This is a genomic window from Dongshaea marina (genome assembly GCF_003072645.1).
GTDB lineage: Bacteria > Pseudomonadota > Gammaproteobacteria > Enterobacterales > Aeromonadaceae > Dongshaea > Dongshaea marina.
Genome location: NZ_CP028897.1, coordinates 4,927,729 through 4,943,356 on the forward strand (window position 1 = coordinate 4,927,729; position 15,628 = coordinate 4,943,356).

Annotated in this window: 17 protein-coding genes and 2 pseudogenes; 7 read left to right on the forward strand and 12 right to left on the reverse strand. The window is 49.2% G+C overall.

The genetic code is table 11. From position 1 onward, the window contains the following. Positions 1 to 27: 27 nt before the first annotated feature. Positions 28 to 402, forward strand: a complete 375-nt coding sequence (locus DB847_RS23130; protein WP_159084816.1) for a DUF3574 domain-containing protein — start codon at positions 28 to 30, stop codon at positions 400 to 402. 114 nt (positions 403 to 516) lie between these two features. On the opposite strand, the gene pncB is transcribed toward DB847_RS23130, so the two are convergent. Beyond that, the gene (gene pncB, locus DB847_RS23135; protein ID WP_108652783.1) at positions 517 to 1,704 is read right to left on the reverse strand and encodes a nicotinate phosphoribosyltransferase; all 1,188 of its coding nucleotides are present in this window, start codon (positions 1,702 to 1,704) and stop codon (positions 517 to 519) included. Next, entirely contained in the window at positions 1,701 to 2,354 is a 654-nt protein-coding gene (locus DB847_RS23140) for a nicotinamidase (RefSeq protein ID WP_108653078.1), read from the reverse strand. Before DB847_RS23140 ends, pncB begins: the two co-directional genes overlap by 4 nt. A 546-nt stretch (positions 2,355 to 2,900) precedes the next feature. Here DB847_RS23140 and DB847_RS23145 point away from each other — a divergent pair. After that, positions 2,901 to 3,398: a hypothetical protein gene (locus DB847_RS23145; RefSeq protein WP_108652784.1), complete on the forward strand. Its 498-nt coding sequence runs from the start codon at positions 2,901 to 2,903 to the stop codon at positions 3,396 to 3,398. Positions 3,399 to 3,476: 78 nt separating this feature from the next. Here the strand turns inward: DB847_RS23145 and glpT are convergent. Continuing rightward, positions 3,477 to 4,861: pseudogene (gene glpT / locus DB847_RS23150) on the reverse strand (glycerol-3-phosphate transporter). 303 nt (positions 4,862 to 5,164) lie between these two features. Here glpT and DB847_RS26800 point away from each other — a divergent pair. Together DB847_RS26800 and DB847_RS26805 are read left to right on the forward strand one after the other, a co-directional pair. Then, positions 5,165 to 5,296 carry an ASCH domain-containing protein gene (locus DB847_RS26800; RefSeq protein WP_407644430.1) on the forward strand — a complete coding sequence of 44 codons (132 nt, stop codon included), beginning with the start codon at positions 5,165 to 5,167 and terminating at the stop codon, positions 5,294 to 5,296. After that, entirely contained in the window at positions 5,284 to 5,484 is a 201-nt protein-coding gene (locus DB847_RS26805) for an ASCH domain-containing protein (RefSeq protein ID WP_407644473.1), read from the forward strand. The genes DB847_RS26800 and DB847_RS26805 overlap by 13 nt, the downstream gene beginning before the upstream one ends. On the opposite strand, the gene DB847_RS23160 is transcribed toward DB847_RS26805, so the two are convergent. Beyond that, the gene (locus tag DB847_RS23160) at positions 5,468 to 6,598 is read right to left on the reverse strand and encodes an SGNH/GDSL hydrolase family protein (RefSeq protein ID WP_108652785.1); all 1,131 of its coding nucleotides are present in this window, start codon (positions 6,596 to 6,598) and stop codon (positions 5,468 to 5,470) included. The genes DB847_RS26805 and DB847_RS23160 overlap by 17 nt on opposite strands. Positions 6,599 to 6,721: 123 nt before the next feature. Here DB847_RS23160 and DB847_RS23165 point away from each other — a divergent pair, with 123 nt between their 5' ends. Continuing rightward, entirely contained in the window at positions 6,722 to 7,189 is a 468-nt protein-coding gene (locus tag DB847_RS23165) for a protease inhibitor I42 family protein (RefSeq protein WP_108652786.1), read from the forward strand. A 63-nt stretch (positions 7,190 to 7,252) separates the two neighbouring features. Here the strand turns inward: DB847_RS23165 and DB847_RS23170 are convergent, their stop codons facing one another. The 5 genes from DB847_RS23170 to DB847_RS23190 form a co-directional block, all read right to left on the reverse strand. Further along, positions 7,253 to 7,735: a MarR family winged helix-turn-helix transcriptional regulator gene (locus DB847_RS23170; protein WP_159084817.1), complete on the reverse strand. Its 483-nt coding sequence runs from the start codon at positions 7,733 to 7,735 to the stop codon at positions 7,253 to 7,255. Between the two features lie 124 nt (positions 7,736 to 7,859). Further along, the gene (locus tag DB847_RS23175; protein ID WP_108652788.1) at positions 7,860 to 9,125 is read right to left on the reverse strand and encodes an MFS transporter; all 1,266 of its coding nucleotides are present in this window, start codon (positions 9,123 to 9,125) and stop codon (positions 7,860 to 7,862) included. Between the two features lie 162 nt (positions 9,126 to 9,287). Further along, on the reverse strand, positions 9,288 to 9,974 hold the full coding sequence (locus tag DB847_RS23180; protein ID WP_159084818.1) for a substrate-binding periplasmic protein: 687 nt from the start codon (positions 9,972 to 9,974) through the stop codon (positions 9,288 to 9,290). Positions 9,975 to 10,108: 134 nt separating this feature from the next. Beyond that, on the reverse strand, positions 10,109 to 10,870 hold the full coding sequence (locus tag DB847_RS23185) for a substrate-binding periplasmic protein (RefSeq protein WP_108652790.1): 762 nt from the start codon (positions 10,868 to 10,870) through the stop codon (positions 10,109 to 10,111). Between the two features lie 58 nt (positions 10,871 to 10,928). Next, a complete protein-coding gene (locus DB847_RS23190; RefSeq protein ID WP_108652791.1) occupies positions 10,929 to 11,678 on the reverse strand; it encodes a substrate-binding periplasmic protein in 750 nt (249 codons plus the stop codon). A 295-nt stretch (positions 11,679 to 11,973) separates the two neighbouring features. On the opposite strand from DB847_RS23190, the gene DB847_RS23195 reads away from it, so the two are divergent. Both DB847_RS23195 and DB847_RS23200 read left to right on the forward strand, forming a co-directional pair. Then, entirely contained in the window at positions 11,974 to 12,183 is a 210-nt protein-coding gene (locus DB847_RS23195; protein ID WP_108652792.1) for a hypothetical protein, read from the forward strand. 130 nt (positions 12,184 to 12,313) lie between these two features. Beyond that, positions 12,314 to 13,212, forward strand: a pseudogene (locus tag DB847_RS23200) (homocysteine S-methyltransferase family protein). Positions 13,213 to 13,271: 59 nt separating this feature from the next. Here the strand turns inward: DB847_RS23200 and DB847_RS23205 are convergent. The 3 genes from DB847_RS23205 to DB847_RS23215 form a co-directional block, all read right to left on the reverse strand. Next, entirely contained in the window at positions 13,272 to 14,135 is an 864-nt protein-coding gene (locus DB847_RS23205) for a TIGR02285 family protein (RefSeq protein ID WP_159084819.1), read from the reverse strand. Between the two features lie 106 nt (positions 14,136 to 14,241). Continuing rightward, complete coding sequence (locus DB847_RS23210) at positions 14,242 to 14,799, reverse strand: hypothetical protein (protein WP_108652794.1); 558 nt, start codon at positions 14,797 to 14,799, stop codon at positions 14,242 to 14,244. Next, entirely contained in the window at positions 14,796 to 15,569 is a 774-nt protein-coding gene (locus DB847_RS23215; RefSeq protein ID WP_108652795.1) for a winged helix-turn-helix domain-containing protein, read from the reverse strand. Before DB847_RS23215 ends, DB847_RS23210 begins: the two co-directional genes overlap by 4 nt. Positions 15,570 to 15,628 lie beyond the last annotated feature (59 nt).

Here is a 15,628-nt window from a genome sequence, read left to right on the forward strand (position 1 = left end):
TCGCTTATCTTTATCATGGAGACACCAATGAGACTAAAGCTTATCGCTCTTTTTGCAGGCTTACTTGTCAGTTTTTCATCACTTGCCAGTGTTGATCATTATAATGTGCAACTTTATTTCGGCCTGTCGAAGCCTGCAGGTGGCGCTGTCTCTCTTGATGAGTGGAACACTTTCCAACAGGAGCAAATTGCAACTGTATTCGAAGGGTTTAACGTGAGTGATACCGTGGGCTATTACCTTGGAAAACCTGAGCGTTCTAAAGTGGTCACCATTGTAACTGATGGTTCAGACCTAAATAAAATTGAAGCGATTGCAAAAGAGTATGATCGAGAGTTTGGTCAGGACTCTGTGATGATGGTTGAAACAAAGATAACCAAATGGGACTTTATCTCTAACAACTAACCATTTGGCTTTACGCCCACAAAGAAAACGGATCATCACAATTCAGCTAAAAAAACAGGTGCTGTGATGATCCGTTTTTAAACCGCTTTCCAGACTGCTGAATCACTCTTCCATCTATTTAGTGAGCTTGAATGCCTGTTTCAGGCGCTGAATAAACAGCTCATCTCTACAGATACTCTTACCCGGACTATCTGAAATTTTTGCCACCGGCCCCCCATTACACTCGGTCAGCTTCAGCACTATATTCATCGGCTTTACCGATGGCAGATCGCAACTGAGCTGGGTTCCAATGCCAAAACTGGTATTGATTCGGCCATGAAAATAACGAGACAGCTCAATGGCCCGGTCCAGGGTCAGGCTATCGGAGAACACCAGTAGCTTACTCATGGGATCGATACCCAGCTCCTGATAGTGAGCTATCGCTTTTTCGCCCCAGATCACCGGGTCTCCGGAATCGTGCCGTAGCCCTTGGTAACGCTTGGCTAAACAGAGATCGAAGTCCGCCAGAAATGCATCCATACTGATGCAATCGGTCAAAGCAATTCCAAGCTTGGCCGGATACTCCTCGAGCCATACCTCAAGGGCTCTGCGCTGGCTATCTTCCAGCCTGGAACACAGTTGCTGATGGGCCTGGAACCATTCATGAGCCTGTGTGCCAACTCCGGCGACCTCAAGCTCCATCGCTTGTTGCAGGTTACTGGTTCCACGATAACTATGGGGAAGCTCGGCGAGCAGGTATCGATTGATGGCGCGCTGTACCTCAAGAGAAAAGCGTCGGCGGGTTCCAAACTCAATCAGATCAAATTCAGCCAGCTGCTGCTGTGAATAGCTTGCCTTTACCGCCCGAATCTTGTTTTCCAGCTGCTGCAGCGCCTGCTCAACTCCTAATTCAGGATAGAGATGGCGGTTACGGATCTCACATAACACAGCCAGCAGCGGAGTCTCCCATAAGATAACCTGATGCCATGGTCCCTGGATGCGGATCGCAAGCTTCCCCTGCTCCTCTGCCACCTCCACTAATCGGGAGTCGAAAGAGAGCCGGGATAGATGCTCAAGATAATCCTCACTAAAGACAGCCAATGATCTCAGATACTCAAGCTCATGGGTCGACAAGCGCAGAGACTCGAACAACTTTAATTGCTCAATCAGCTCGTCTTTATACTCTAAGAGAGGCTCTTCATCACGACAATGAAACTCTGCCGTCACTTCAACCTCAGGATAGTGGTGCCAGACCGCCTGATGCATATAGAGCTTATAGGCATCTGTGTCCAGAAGGCTTTGAATGATGGGAGTTGAGTTCATACCGCTCTCTCTGGCTCGACAGCAAGTCCGAGGTAACGTTTCACCTGACAGAGATCTTCAGCCAGATGGATGCCTTTTTCGTGCATCTGTTGCTTTGCCTGCTCTGTAGTTTCAGGGGCGATGCCGCGACAAGCAGACAGGTTGACGATCACTTCAAACCCGGCATCGGCTAACTGCAAGGCCGTCACCTTCACACAGTAATCTGTAGCCAGCCCCCCAACAATCACCTGCAAGATCCCGTGTTGACGCAAAAACTCAATCATCCCGGTTGAGCGTTGCTCTGCCAGATCATGGTAACAGGCTCCGTAGGGGTGCATATCCGGCTCTACCCCTTTCCATACAAAAAAATCATAATCACTGGGGTGTGGCAAACCATCCAGCAGTTCAAAGCCATAGCTTCCAGCCACACAATGACTGGGCCAGGTTAGATCTGTGTGGGGGTAGTCTAACGGCCTAAGCATATCCTTCACATCATTGACCTGCCACAGGGCGTTTGCCGGGTGCGCATCTTTACTGGCGACCCGGTAATGAGCAAGGCTCGCCTGCTCGTTAAGGGCATCAACGATCTCTGTTCCTCCTGGAACAGGTAGTTCTTTGGGACACAAAAGAGTGAAGCCCTTTTGCGCATCAACATCAAAACTAGCAATCATGGATTTTCGTCCGTTATCAACACTTGAGCTCATAGTGAACGTAACCAGCTAAAGCGCCTTACAAACGGGCGCCAAATGGTAACAGAACATGCGGTATTATAGCCTGTTCGCACATCACTCAGCTATAAAGGCTCAATCGGATAGGTATTTAGTCTGTCAGCAGACCTTATCAAAACAGGGACAAAAAGAACAATCTGGAAGCGAAACTGAAAACCTGACAACACTTCCCCAACATAGCTAACAGCCGGTTTACCGGAAACTCCCCACCCGGGAAGGCAAACTCTAAAAAACCTCTAGTTTACTGAAATCATTAAAAAATAAGGAATATCATAATTATTTATCTCACTGTATTAATCGAAATCCTGGCTAAACCAGGCAATTAAAATAAAAAAACAAAGCTTTTATTAAAGTTCACCCTGTCATAGATCGATTGACTATCCATAAAAAATTATAACTGTATAGTGCTCGCCAAATATCAAATAAGAAGGCTCTGGCTCCGGTTTATTTGATCAATATCTCTATGGCCCTGTAAATACCAAGAGCCAAATGTATCTTGTAGATGGTTTTTATATTATGAAGAAGTTTATATCCTTTATCGCTTTGACTGCCCTCTTTAGCACTGGTGCTTTTGCCGGAGTAACACAACCCGGTTCTTTTCCTGTCATCCCAAAAAGTGCGAGCTTTAATCTACAGAATGACTCATCCCATGCCATCATAGAGCAAACCCTGACCTCTTTGCCTGATGCCCGGGGAGAAGTTAAATTTGATAGTAAAACTACAGAGCGCGAACTCCCTCAAACTATTTATCATGGGAATAACTTCGGCATCATGGGAAGCATTAAGGCTTCAACGGGGCAGGATTATGGCGCTATGATGTCAGTGTCTATCGATCAGCAAAATTATTATCTCTTTTTTAAAGTGATCAAGCATGAACTGACATCTTCCTATGAGTGTGGTTTTAGCGGCACAGCCCCCAGGGAATCAAAGCCGACTGCTCCCAGATACTTCATCCGGAATCAGGCATTGAAGAGATGTATAAAATAATCCTATCTGATAAATAGGCTCTACAAATAAGAGGGAGGGCTATTGAGCCACTCCCTCTTTTATTACAGAGAAACCCGATTAAGCCTGTTGTGGCTTCGCCTCTTCCACGGCCTGTTCATCCTGCTCCCTGCTATTGTGATGGCTCGACTCATGTCGCGCCGTCAGGGCAATCAGGAGAATTGCTATCACACAGCCCCCACCAGCAGCATGAAGCCACCGTGCCAGCCGAAGAAATCCACCGTATAGCCCAGAACTATATTGGCCACTACGGCTCCTCCGAGATAACCGAACAGTCCGGTTAACCCGGCCGCGGTTCCCGCCGCCTTCTTAGGTACCAACTCCAGGGAGTGCAAGCCGATCAGCATCACAGGACCGTAGATCAAAAAGCCGATTGCCACCAGAGCCATCATGTCGATCGCCGAGTGTCCCGGAGGGTTGAGCCAGTAAACCAGCAGAGCAATCAGCACCAATACCATGAACAGGATCCCTGCCGGAGCGCGGCGCCCCTTGAACCAGCGGTCACTGATCCAACCACACAGCAGGGTTCCGGGGATCCCGGCCCACTCGTAGAGGAAGTAGGCCCAGGAGCTTTTATCAACCGAGAAGTGCTTAGCCTCAGAGAGATAGGTGGGAGCCCAGTCCAGTACCCCATAACGGATGAAATAGACGAAGGCATTGGCAATAGCGATGTACCAGAGCAACTTATTATTCAATACATACTTGAAGAAGATCTCCTTGGCAGAGAACTCCTTTTCATGCTCATCGCTATAGTCGGCGGGGTAATCATTTCGAAACTCTTCAATGGCTGGCAAACCACAGGATTGTGGCGTATCGCGCATCATGAAGAAGACCAATACCGCCACCGCGGCGGCGCAGGCAGCCGGGACATAGAAGGCACTGTTCCAGTCGTTGAACCAGCCCATCCCTAGGATAAACAAAGGCCCGATCAGACCACCACCCACATTGTGCGCGACATTCCAGGTTGAGACGATACGGCCACGTTCATTTCCCGAATACCAGTGCACCATGGTTCTGCCACAGGCGGGCCAGCCCATCCCCTGGAGCCAGCCATTGATAAACAGCAGAATAAACATGATGGCTACTCCACTGGTAGCCCAGGGGAAGAAGCCAAAGATCAGCATCACCGCGGCTGAGGCGAGCAAGCCTGCCGACAGGAAAAAGCGCGGATTACTTCGATCCGACACATTTCCCATGAAAAATTTACTCAAGCCATAAGCGATAGAAACAGCTGAGAGCGCAATTCCAAGCTCACCCCGACTAAAACCTTTCTCTTCGATCAGAAACGGGATCGCCAGTGAAAAGTTTTTCCGAACCAGGTAATAGCCGGCATAACCAATAAAAATTCCCAAAAAAACCTGCCAGCGCAAACGCTTATACTCGGATCCAATTCGATCCTCTGGCAGACTCTCCCTGTGCGGCGCAGGTTTAAAAACTCCAAACATATTGCTTCCTTCATGTGAAAACACAAGGTTAAGTAATGAACACTTAAGGTTGTTATTATCGCTCGAACAGCAACGCATGATGTTCGATTGAGATCTTGAGCCCGCCAATTATGTTCGAAAGAGAACACCTTGGCGAAAACTGATTGTTAAGAATGTGATCCCCGGCGATACGCAACGCACATTTTCAGTTACAAGGATAACAATCAAGCATTCTCCGGGCATCTCAATGCACCCGATACGGTTTCCCCTCGCCCATGGCTCATTTACAATGAGCGGCTCAACTTCGCGAAACGCCTTTAAAAAATGAGCCAACCTTATCGTACTATCACCTTCTATCAACGCTTTGAGAAAGACATACTGACCGGTAAGAAGACCATCACCATCCGCGATCAAGCGGAAGCAAATTACCGGGAGGGGAGCTGCTGGATGTTTTAACTCATGGAGAGGAGCGCTGGTTCTGCCGCCTAGAAGTAAACCGGGTCAAGCCGATACAGTTCAGTGAGTTAAATCAGCAGCACGCCGAGCAGGAAAATATGAGCCTGGATGAGCTAAAGGCTGTGATCCGGGAAATCTATCCCGGAACCCAGCAGCTCTATGTCATTAGCTTCAGCTTGATAGTTTAGCTGCCAGCGGCTTTTGCCTTAGCAGGTGGCGCCATAGATCATCAGCAAAGGCTCTATGGGCCTGGCTACTCGGGTGCTTGAGATTATAAAAAATATGCTGATCACACCCGGGTCGCTCGGGCTCTTCAGGTTTCTGATGGCAGGGGATAAGACCCTGAGAAAACTCCAGAGACGCCCCATCTATGGTTTCATAGCTCCCATTGACCGCCAAGTCATTTAAAAATGACGTTGGATTATAGAAGGTGATCGCCTGATCACTAAAGAGTGTCTCCCACCATAAACGAAACTGCAGCCAACGGTTATAGGCACTTGAAATCTGGCTCAGCATCGACAGGGCCGAGGCATTGTTATTCACCAGCTTATGGATGGCGGGGATCAGCGAGAAGTCCGGCAGACCAAGCACCAACATATTGGAGTAGGGCACTCCGGCGCGATGCAGGACTTTGATATTTAACAATGTATTATCAATCGGGTGTGACAGGCCCTGGGTCAAAAGAATTTTCAGGCGATTTTCAGACAGCAATTTCCCGAGGTTGTTGAGAATATCGTTACCTCCGGCGAGCATTACGACCAGGCTGGATTTGATGTATTCGGGATCCTTTCCATGCTGCTGAATGAACTGCTGAACCTGAAGCCCCACACTGGGTACACAAGGCTGCACCTCTCCCCGGGAATCAGCAAAGAGTCCCGGCTGCCGGCATTCATTATCCCGAGATGGAAAGTAGGGCTTGCCACTGTTATCACTCAGGTAATGTCGACCGGTTTCGGCACTGGCCCAGGCATAGTTAAGGTGAATACCCGGGTGAATAGCTTTGGAGCTCACCTGCAACGATCTGGCCTGCCCCCCTTGCCTGGAGTCTTCAAAAATACGGGTAAAATACTCGGTCCAAATGCGCCGCTCTCCGGTTGCGCTTCGGTTGGTGATCGGTGCCCCCTGGTGAGGGCCACCCGACTTCACCCAGAAGTTATTTCCTGAATCACTCAGGCTATCCCCAAAAAAAATCAGGTGGCGGATCTGTGCCTGGACAGTGAAACTTAGCAGTAGAGTAAAGAGGATCAGGACGACTGTCTTAAACAGAGAAAAGCCGACTGTTTTGCCACTGAACCTATTCATGGATGTGCCCTCTTCGGACAAACTTTTTGCTCACCACACTTCAGCCCTCCCTGCCTCTTGCTATGGTCTATCCCCAGGAGCTGAGATACTATTAACAACTCAGTATACAATTAAGGAGCGACGATGAACCCGAATTCCTCACGCCTGATCAAATTTTTCTCTGTGATGCTACTGCCCCTATGCTCTTTGTTCGCTCTTGGGGCGCAGGCTGCACCTACTCAGCCAGCCATCAGTGATCCGGCAAAACCGATCCTAGTCACTCCGGGGCAGAAACAGTTCTCCATTAATCTCAAGAGCAACCCAAGCACAGGTTATGTGTGGATCATCAAAAGCTATGATCACAACCTGCTGGAGATAAAGGGACAAGCTTTCCAAGCTGGCTCAAAAGATCTTGTTGGTGCTCCGGGTATCACCACATTTACTTTTAAAATAGACGATGATGCCTTTAAAGCCTCTCAGATGAGCCACATTGATTTTATCTATGCCCGCCCGTGGGAGATGGAGTCACTGACCGATAGCAAGTCTGAAACCAGCTTTACCCTAATCACTCAGGCCCAGGATAAGTCACATAAGCAAGACAAGCAGCAGTAACGCTCAACTTAAAACAAACAAGCCCGCAGTGATAGCGGGCTTGATGGTAGAGATGGACAGAGCCTAAGGAAGCAGGCTCTGTCCGGTTAGCAGTGGTGCAGCATCGAACTTCTCTGCATCCATCATGGAAGCTACTCTCTGTAGCGTACTCAAAATCATTGAAGCCTCCCAATCCTGAAGCTTAGAAAACTCTTCGACAAAGTTTTCCTGCATCAGTGACGGGGACTCTTCAAAAAACTGCAAACTCTTATCGGTCGCCACCAGCATCAACTTACGGCGATCCTGGCAGCTACGCTCGCGGACCACATACCCCCGACTCTCCAGCTTATCGATAATCGGTTTTACTGTCGCCGGGCTCAGGTTGATCGCACGGGATATCTCACTGAGAGTGAGCCCCTGATTGTGACAGATCTCTTTTATCACCAGCATCTGGGGTATGGTCAAGCCATATCGCATTGTCAACTGCCTGGAGTGCTGATCGATCGAGCGGATAATCCGTCTGAGAAGACGCAACACCTGATCGCAGCTTTCTACCTGCTGATTCATGATCACCATTGACTCACTTAAAATTGGTACCCAATTCTACCCAACCCCCGACGTAATACGCCAGCAAATAAAGCACTCCTGAGAGCAGTTTTTCTAAGCCTGCATCTCACAATGCAGGCTGAACTTAATGCTCGGCAGCCAAAGCCGCGCCCTGATGGGTTGCGTAACGCCGGCCCGGCAAACAAAAAGCGGTCGCCAGGGCGCAAACAAGCATCAGCCAGAATAGGCTCTCGATGCTCATGGTTCCGCGGCTTGCGAATTCAGCCGCCAGGAAAGGGCTGATCCCGGACAAGGCCGATCCGATTCCAAAGGCACTACAGCAACCACTGGCCCGGATTTCAGGGGGAAACAGCTCACCAAAGAAGGGGGGCACTGCTCCCTGAATCCAGGAGATCATCAAACAGAACAGGCTAAGCGCCAACAGCAGAGAGCCAGGCGTTGCATCATGAAGTAGTTGCATCGCCGGACTTAACACCAGCATCCCAAACAACACTCCGAGCACCAGCACCTTGCGCCGCCCCCACAGATCCGATGCCCAGCCAAATAGAGGGATGAGAATGCAGGCACCAAGCAGTGACCATGAGTTCAACTCCAGGGCCTCCACCAGGGTCACCCCACTGTACTGCACCATATAGTTCACTAAATAGGTAAACACCAGATAGTAGATGGAGCCACAGGAGAAGCTCAGTAACACAACCAGAGCCAGGGAGCTCTTATATTGCGACAAGAGTTCCTTCAGAGGTGTTTTTTGTGACTTTGCAGGGGGCTCAGCCTCCTGTTGCAGTGAACGAATGCTCCAGCGTTGTAGCAACAGCAACACACCACCGAGTAAAAATGGTAAACGCCAGATAAAGCCCTTCCAGCTCTCCGGACTCAGAGATAGGGTCAGGTAACTGACCACGGATGCCAGCAGGAAGCCCAGGATAGAAACCGCAAAGGTGATCCCCATATAGAAACCGGTCCGGGTCAGGGCCCGATCTTCGGCGGTAATCACAATAAGATTACCAAACTGTCCCCCGGCTGAGATCCCCTGAAGGATCCTAAGCACCACCAGCAACAATGGAGCCATGACACCTATGGTCTGATATCCGGGAAGAAACGCGGCCAAAATTGAGGAAATTCCCATCAGGGCAATCGCAAGGTTCATCGCAAAATAACGGCCAATCCGATCCCCGAGATAACCAAACACGATCCCGCCGAGCGGCCGGGCTAATGAACCGATGGCAAAGGTGCCAAAGGCATAGATCAAGCCGGTTGTGGGATCGGAGCGCTCAAAGAAGACCACTGCTATGGTCGAGGCAAAATAACCGTAAAGACAAAAATCGTACCACTCCAGGGCATTTCCCAGGGATAGGCGTAACACCCGGGAGCATCGGTTCCATGCAGACAAAACAGCATCCTGTCAAAAAGTTTTTTTGCATACTAAACAACTAGGTGATAGAGGGTCAATCGATAACTGACAAAAAACCCAGCAAAATGGAATGCAAGGGAGTCACATTCGTGATGTAGATCAATTTCCTATAGATATGCACACTGATAGTCTGTTTGCGTGCTAATCAAATTGCTGCAACTGATATTTTTGCTCAAGGTTTTTTAGCCAGGCCTTGTCCCGGTTGACCTCATTCAAAGCCTCCTGGAACCTCCCGACAACTTCATCAGAGACCTGCAGGTTAAAGGCATAGCAAAGATCGCCTGAGCTCAGGCGGAGCTTGACCTCATAATCTTCAATATTCTGCCCCGTTTGTTTGAGGATTTTCAGTGCTGTCAGCTCATCCTCGGCCACCAGCTCCACCCGGCCTCGCACCAACATCATGACCGACTTGTGATAGGATTTTGCCGGAAAGATATTTTCGACCGGGACATCGTGATCCAGCAGGGTTTGCTCACCCAGTGCGCTGCGTACCGCTGCAAACCTGTATTTAGCTGCATCCTGTACCGAATTAAGCTTGATCCCATCCCCTTTCTTGCCCAGAAAAATCACATTCATCTCATAGATAGGGCAGGCCCATTTGAAGTGAACTTCACGGGATGGGATACGGGTGGTTGAAAACAGGACAGTGTTGTTCTTATGAATGGTCAGAGAGAATCCCCGGGCCCAGGGATAGATCTTGATAGGGTTGGGCTTTATTTCTAACTGCTGCCAGACCCTGTTCAGCAGCTCGACCGCATAGCCTTTCACCTCTCCATCATTAGGGTCGGTATAGTTAAAGGGCGCATAGTTCTCTGAAAGATACTCCAACTTATCCAAGCCTGCCGAATATGAACAATAGCTCAGGCCTAAACAGATGAAGCACAAAAAACGACAACAACTGCTCATACTTTTAACCCCTATGCTCCTGAACCCATCGCAGCAAAAGACTGAGCCACCATCAGTCACTGCGCCTTGCTCTGTGACTCCACCCCTTCCATGGTGTACTTTGAGAGTATTCTGCTAATTTTTCCGGAGCTCTTGATGTCAGAAACAGCTTGCATATATTGGGCTGCGACCTTCTCATCTACAAACTCCCTGGATAAGCCGATATGGTAAAAAAGGCTGCGCTGTGAGCCGGCATATCTTATGTTTGAGATCGCCATTTTTGAAATTAATGCATAGCCAACATCCCGGTTGGAGTAGACGGCATCTAGTTTACCTGCCGCCAGTCTTAAAAAAGCAAATTCATCATGGGGATACACCTCAACCTTAAATTTGTTCTCTTTATTCAATCGCTCCAAAGAGAGGGATGTGTTGGATGGGCCATAAACCCCGACCCTGAGGCCACTCATATCTGTGTCGTTTGTATAGTTAAAGCTGCTGGATTTTTTCACAAAAAAACCATACTCGGTTTTGATGATTGGTTGTGAGATATACAGGAGCTTTTCCCTGAGCTTGTTTTTACCAATCAAAAATAAACCATCACTCAGGCCTGAATAAACCCGGCTTTGAGCCTTGGGCCAGTCCATGACGTAGATCTCGCACTTTATATCGGCCTTCATGCAGGCCGCATTGACTATATCCACAGCCGGTCCTGCTGGTTTATCCCCGATCTCATAGCTAAAGGGCGCAAAATTCTGGGTTACAAAGCTCAGCTTGTCACTCCAGACAGAAAATGATGCTAAAGAGACAGATAAACAGAGGGCAATCCTTTTACAATCCATTGTCTTTACTCCATTTCTTGTTCTTTAATCCATCTATCCAGCCAAGATTCACGGCGAACTATTTCGCCAGGGCTTCATCCATGGTGTATCCGGATAAGATATTTCGGATCACCCCCTTCTCCTTCATCAGGACTATGGTTGCAAAAAACTCCCGGGCCAGATTCTCGTCTGTATGCTTCTTAGATATCCCGATATAGTAATCAAGGGTCCTGTGCCTTCCGGCATACTTGATATTGTTTAGCCCCAGCTTGGCGATCAGCGCCTCGCCAACATTCTTATTGGAATACACTGCATCCACCCGGCCAACCGCTAACTTTTTAAATGGAAACTCATCATGGGGAGTGATATCCAGCTTTACGTTTTTCATGTCCTTGGTTAGCTTGATTAAGGATCTGGAGGTGTTTGATGGGCCATAGGCACCTATGGTTAACCCGCTAAGATCAGTTTTCTCTGTCATCACCAGCTTGCTGTCTTCTTTCACAAACAAGCCATACTCGGTGCTTAATATGGGCTCAGAAAAGTAAAGCCTGGCCGCCCTTTTCTCTGTCCACCCAATCGGGAACATGCCATTGATCACCCCAAAATAAACATACTTTTGAGCGCGTGGCCATGGCAGCAGCTTGAGATCACAACTGATTTTTGAGAGTTCACAGGCAGAGCGAACAATCTCAGGCATGGGGCCATGGATCTCGCCACCAATCTCAAAGCTAAATGGAGCAAATTGCTGAGTTGCAAAGCTGAGCTCTTTGGCTGTTAATTTCAGAGGTAAAAACGCAATCAAAACCATCCAGGTCAAAATCTTCAGCATACCGGCTCCCTGCCTGATGCATTCATATTCCACCTATCTCTAATTATGGCGAACTTAGAGCTGTTGTGGGTAAATAACACGCCCTGGATTTACACCATTAAAATCAATCAATTAACAGCATGGTGACCTCAACCAAAGTCACTCAAGACTCTATCAGCCCCCATCGACACCAGCCTCACCAACTATGCCTTTTCAAAACTTAAATCTGAGATTTTGCTCGAAGACGCCCTGCACCCTTGTTAATACAATGAGTCAGGAGACCAGTGGAGGGACGGGTAGAGAGAGGAACAAGCAGATGAGCCCCCTGTGTAACCGATGTAACAAGCATCTCACCGCTCAATGTGGCAATAGCCCCTGCCTCATCAAGATTGCACGGGCTCAAAAATCTCTGGCGCAACACCAGATGAAGTTAAAACAGGCCAGGCTTGAAAAGGATCTTAGTGCCATCAACCGCCACCAGTCCGCCATCATTCGCCTGCAGCAGAAGATTCGGAGCCTGGATTAACTTAATGGATCATTGACGATCTTTCTGCCAGGCCCGGAATGAGCCATATATCGGCTGTAAATTGTCTTGGCGCCTATCCTCTTTTAGGCAAAGATGTCTGACAGAGCCTGAAAGATGAAGAGTCAGCACTATGGATACAGCTGAAATCACCCTGCTTGATGGAGGTATGGGTCGGGAGCTTAAAGCGATGGGAGCCCCGTTTGGTCAACCCGAGTGGTCAGCCCTGGCTCTGATGCAATCGCCTCAGAGCGTAAGCCTTGCCCATCAGCGTTTTATTGAAGCCGGAGCCGAGGTGATCACCACCAACAGTTACGCGGTTTGCCCCTTTCATATTGGAGATAGCTGCTGGCAGCAACGCGGATTTGAACTGGCGTCCCTTGCCGGAGAACTTGCCCGCAAGGCAGCAGATGAGGCAGCCAATGTCCGGGTGGCAGGCTCTCTGCCCCCGTGCTTGGTTCCTATCGGCCGGATCTCTTCAATCCACAGCAAGCCACTCCCCTGCTATCGAAACTTATCCGCGCCCTGTCGCCCCATGTGGATATCTGGCTGGCTGAAACTCAATCCAGCCTTGAAGAGGCTCGGCTGATCCAGCGACTGTTAGCCGATGACCCCAGGCCGCTGTGGATATCTTTGACTCTCAGTGATGATCCTCTCTCTCCCGGCAAGCTAAGATCCAACGAACCACTAGCTCAGGTGGTCGCTAAGCTCAATGAAAACTCTCTTGATGCCTTGCTCTTTAACTGCTCGGCGGCCGAGGTGATGGAGGATGCCCTGCATATTGCCAGTCAGGCTCTGGGAGAGGATTCACCGGTTCGGCTTGGCACCTATGCAAACAGCTTCACCCCGATCACCGAGCAACATCAGGCAAATCAGGAGCTCACTCCCCTGAGAGAAGATCTCACACCCGAGGCTTATCTTGAGTTTGCCCGCTCATGGGTCAAGGCAGGGGCCAGCATTATCGGGGGCTGCTGTGGGATCTCTCCCCTGCATATCCAAAAACTCAGGGAGCTACAGCATTCCCTCCCTTAGACAGGAGGCTGACAACCATTTATCACAAAGGCAAACCGACTTAGTTCCGTCAACCCGCTTCAGGGGGCGTTTGCAAACTCTGTTCTGTAGTCTGACCAGTACTCAGGGAGAATAGCTACGTCCAGCCAGCGCTCGGTAAAGCTTCGATAATGTGCCGTCGGCCGCTCACTGAGTAGCACCCGATTGATGGCCGCTATAATTCTCTTCCCTTGCGGGGTTCGTGAGCAGGCGATGTGAGAAAAAGAGTAGTTCCCGGTCTCCCTGAGAGGCAGGAAGCGAAACGCCTGGGGCATCTGCATCGACTCAGAAAGAAAACCAAGCTCCAGAGGATACCCCAGGGCATAATCGATGCGCCTGCGACTCATCATCTTGAGCAGTCGCTCTGAGGAGTTGAGAGTTGAGATCCCGTAGAGGTTATCCTGCTTCTGGTACTTGCTGAGCAGAGTATCGATTCCTGAGCCATAGGAGCGAGTCTCATCAAAGCCAAGCCTGAGCTCACCCTGCTCAATCAGTTTTCCCAAACTTACCGGCGACTCACCAAACTGGCTCACCTCTTGGCGCCGAACCCAAATACCATTGGGCGGCACAAACACGCTGGGTAGAGAGAAATAGAGATAGCTCTGGCGGTCTGCTGTTTTCTTAAATGCAGCAACACAGACATTTGGCTTTTGCTTTAACCAGCGAATCGCGAGCTCTCCACTTAAGATCTCATGCTGCTGCTGAAATTCGGGAAGCTTGTGCTTCATCAGGGCAATAATATTATCGGTGATCCCCTGCCCCTGCCAGGGGCCAGATTCAATATGATGAAAGGGTGGCAATATGATATCCACCCACTGGATTATAGGTTTTTCCCGGGGTCCGGAGATACTCGCTCCAGGCAGAAATAGGGCTCCCACCAGTAGCAACAGAGTTAAACGTTGCACCTTGCATATCCCGTCTATTAACCCTGCTGTTAAGTATAAATGCCTCTCATCTATCTGTTAGCCAAATCCGGGAGGCTCTTCGTTTAAACTAATGTCATCGCCGGATTCAGCTTGTGGAGGACAGAGCAGAGGCAACAGAGGAAGACTGAATCTCTCCGTTAGGTTTGGCCCGATATAAGATCTCAAAAAAATGAGTCCCGGGATATTTTGCAATCATCAACTCCCGGCTGAGATAGATGGGCTTCAGATCCAATGCAGACTCATTGTTAACCATCGACAGCAGGTTCATGTAATGCTTAGCCTGGTGAATATTATTAATCACACTGGCTGTTAACTGCCGGGTTTGAAGATGGCGTATCGATATTTCACTATCGACGGAAAGCTTTCCCTGCACGCTGAAAGATGCAAAGTCATTCATTCCAGGCTCTTTAAGGTAGATGTGTCCATTAACCGCGCCTTGGTTCGTCTGAATATCCACAACCCGGGTAACCCTGTCATCTTGATGAAGAAGCTCCATGTTAGAGATGTAGCGCCCCTGCATCACAATCCCGTCCCGCGCGTAACCACGGCAGACAAGATATATTCCAAGGCTTAGCATCAGCACAAGCAGCAACCAGGCCGGGTGCACACTCAATAACTTGCTCAATTTACTTTCAGATCTCATCTTCCCACCTCTTTGCGCTCAGCTAAATTGATATCCGAGTCACCTTTATCGAACCTGAGGTGGCGGGTCTTTCCTGTCGACAGGGAGGATACATCCAACAGGTATTCATTCTTTAATGAGGAGATCACAACAATCGCATCAGAGTCGATATTTTGCAGCTCACGGATCATCGGCGGGGTTAGCCGGGTGCTCTTTTTATAGAAAAGCACAACTTTTTTTCCTGCATGCTCCAACTCTCGCTGCTGATAGGCTGAATCCACAAGACCCACTGGCTTTAATCGATGGATAGCTCCCCAGTATAAGGCGTGTCCGGCCAGAGCAAGCAAAGTCACACTGATAACAAGGCAAAGCAGGTTAAATCTCCTACGCCAATGATTAACCAGCCCGGGAGACAAAGGTGGCTCAGCTGAGATCTCCCGGGCTTGCTCATCCTCCTGAATGATTTTTGAGGCCTGAATCCGGTAACCCACTCTTGGGACACTGATGATGACCTCAGCCTCCGGAGCCAGTAATTTGATCTTGTTTCTGACACTTGCGATGATTTTAGTCAGGGATGCATCCGTCACCACCACCCCCGACCACACATGCTCAATAATCTGCGCCTTGGTTACGGGATGACCAGCCTGATCAATCAGACACTGTATCAGGCGGCCCTCTTTATAACTCAGCTCAGCCTCTTCACCGGCCGGTATAAAAAGGATACTCCTGGAACCATCAAAAAATAGCTCATCTGCCAGTTGCCAGATGGTTTGCTTATTGAAATCACTCATAGGACATAACTTAGATAGTGCTCGAACCCACCGATTAAAACGTCACCATATTGCATTGA

What these genes read in the sequence shown, in the direction of transcription:
- DB847_RS23130 (WP_159084816.1), top strand. Translation starts at nt 28, where the DNA reads ATGAGACTAAAGCTTATCGCTCTTTTTGCAGGCTTACTTGTCAGTTTT.
- DB847_RS23195 (WP_108652792.1), top strand. Translation starts at nt 11,974, where the DNA reads ATGAGCCCCCTGTGTAACCGATGTAACAAGCATCTCACCGCTCAATGT.
- DB847_RS23145 (WP_108652784.1), top strand. Translation starts at nt 2,901, where the DNA reads ATGTATCTTGTAGATGGTTTTTATATTATGAAGAAGTTTATATCCTTT.
- DB847_RS23140 (WP_108653078.1), bottom strand. Translation starts at nt 2,354, where the DNA reads ATGATTGCTAGTTTTGATGTTGATGCGCAAAAGGGCTTCACTCTTTTG.
- DB847_RS23185 (WP_108652790.1), bottom strand. Translation starts at nt 10,870, where the DNA reads ATGGATTGTAAAAGGATTGCCCTCTGTTTATCTGTCTCTTTAGCATCA.
- DB847_RS23210 (WP_108652794.1), bottom strand. Translation starts at nt 14,799, where the DNA reads ATGAGATCTGAAAGTAAATTGAGCAAGTTATTGAGTGTGCACCCGGCC.
- DB847_RS23215 (WP_108652795.1), bottom strand. Translation starts at nt 15,569, where the DNA reads ATGAGTGATTTCAATAAGCAAACCATCTGGCAACTGGCAGATGAGCTA.
- DB847_RS23170 (WP_159084817.1), bottom strand. Translation starts at nt 7,735, where the DNA reads ATGAATCAGCAGGTAGAAAGCTGCGATCAGGTGTTGCGTCTTCTCAGA.
- DB847_RS23190 (WP_108652791.1), bottom strand. Translation starts at nt 11,678, where the DNA reads ATGCTGAAGATTTTGACCTGGATGGTTTTGATTGCGTTTTTACCTCTG.
- DB847_RS26800 (WP_407644430.1), top strand. Translation starts at nt 5,165, where the DNA reads ATGAGCCAACCTTATCGTACTATCACCTTCTATCAACGCTTTGAGAAA.
- DB847_RS23160 (WP_108652785.1), bottom strand. Translation starts at nt 6,598, where the DNA reads ATGAATAGGTTCAGTGGCAAAACAGTCGGCTTTTCTCTGTTTAAGACA.
- DB847_RS23165 (WP_108652786.1), top strand. Translation starts at nt 6,722, where the DNA reads ATGAACCCGAATTCCTCACGCCTGATCAAATTTTTCTCTGTGATGCTA.
- pncB (WP_108652783.1), bottom strand. Translation starts at nt 1,704, where the DNA reads ATGAACTCAACTCCCATCATTCAAAGCCTTCTGGACACAGATGCCTAT.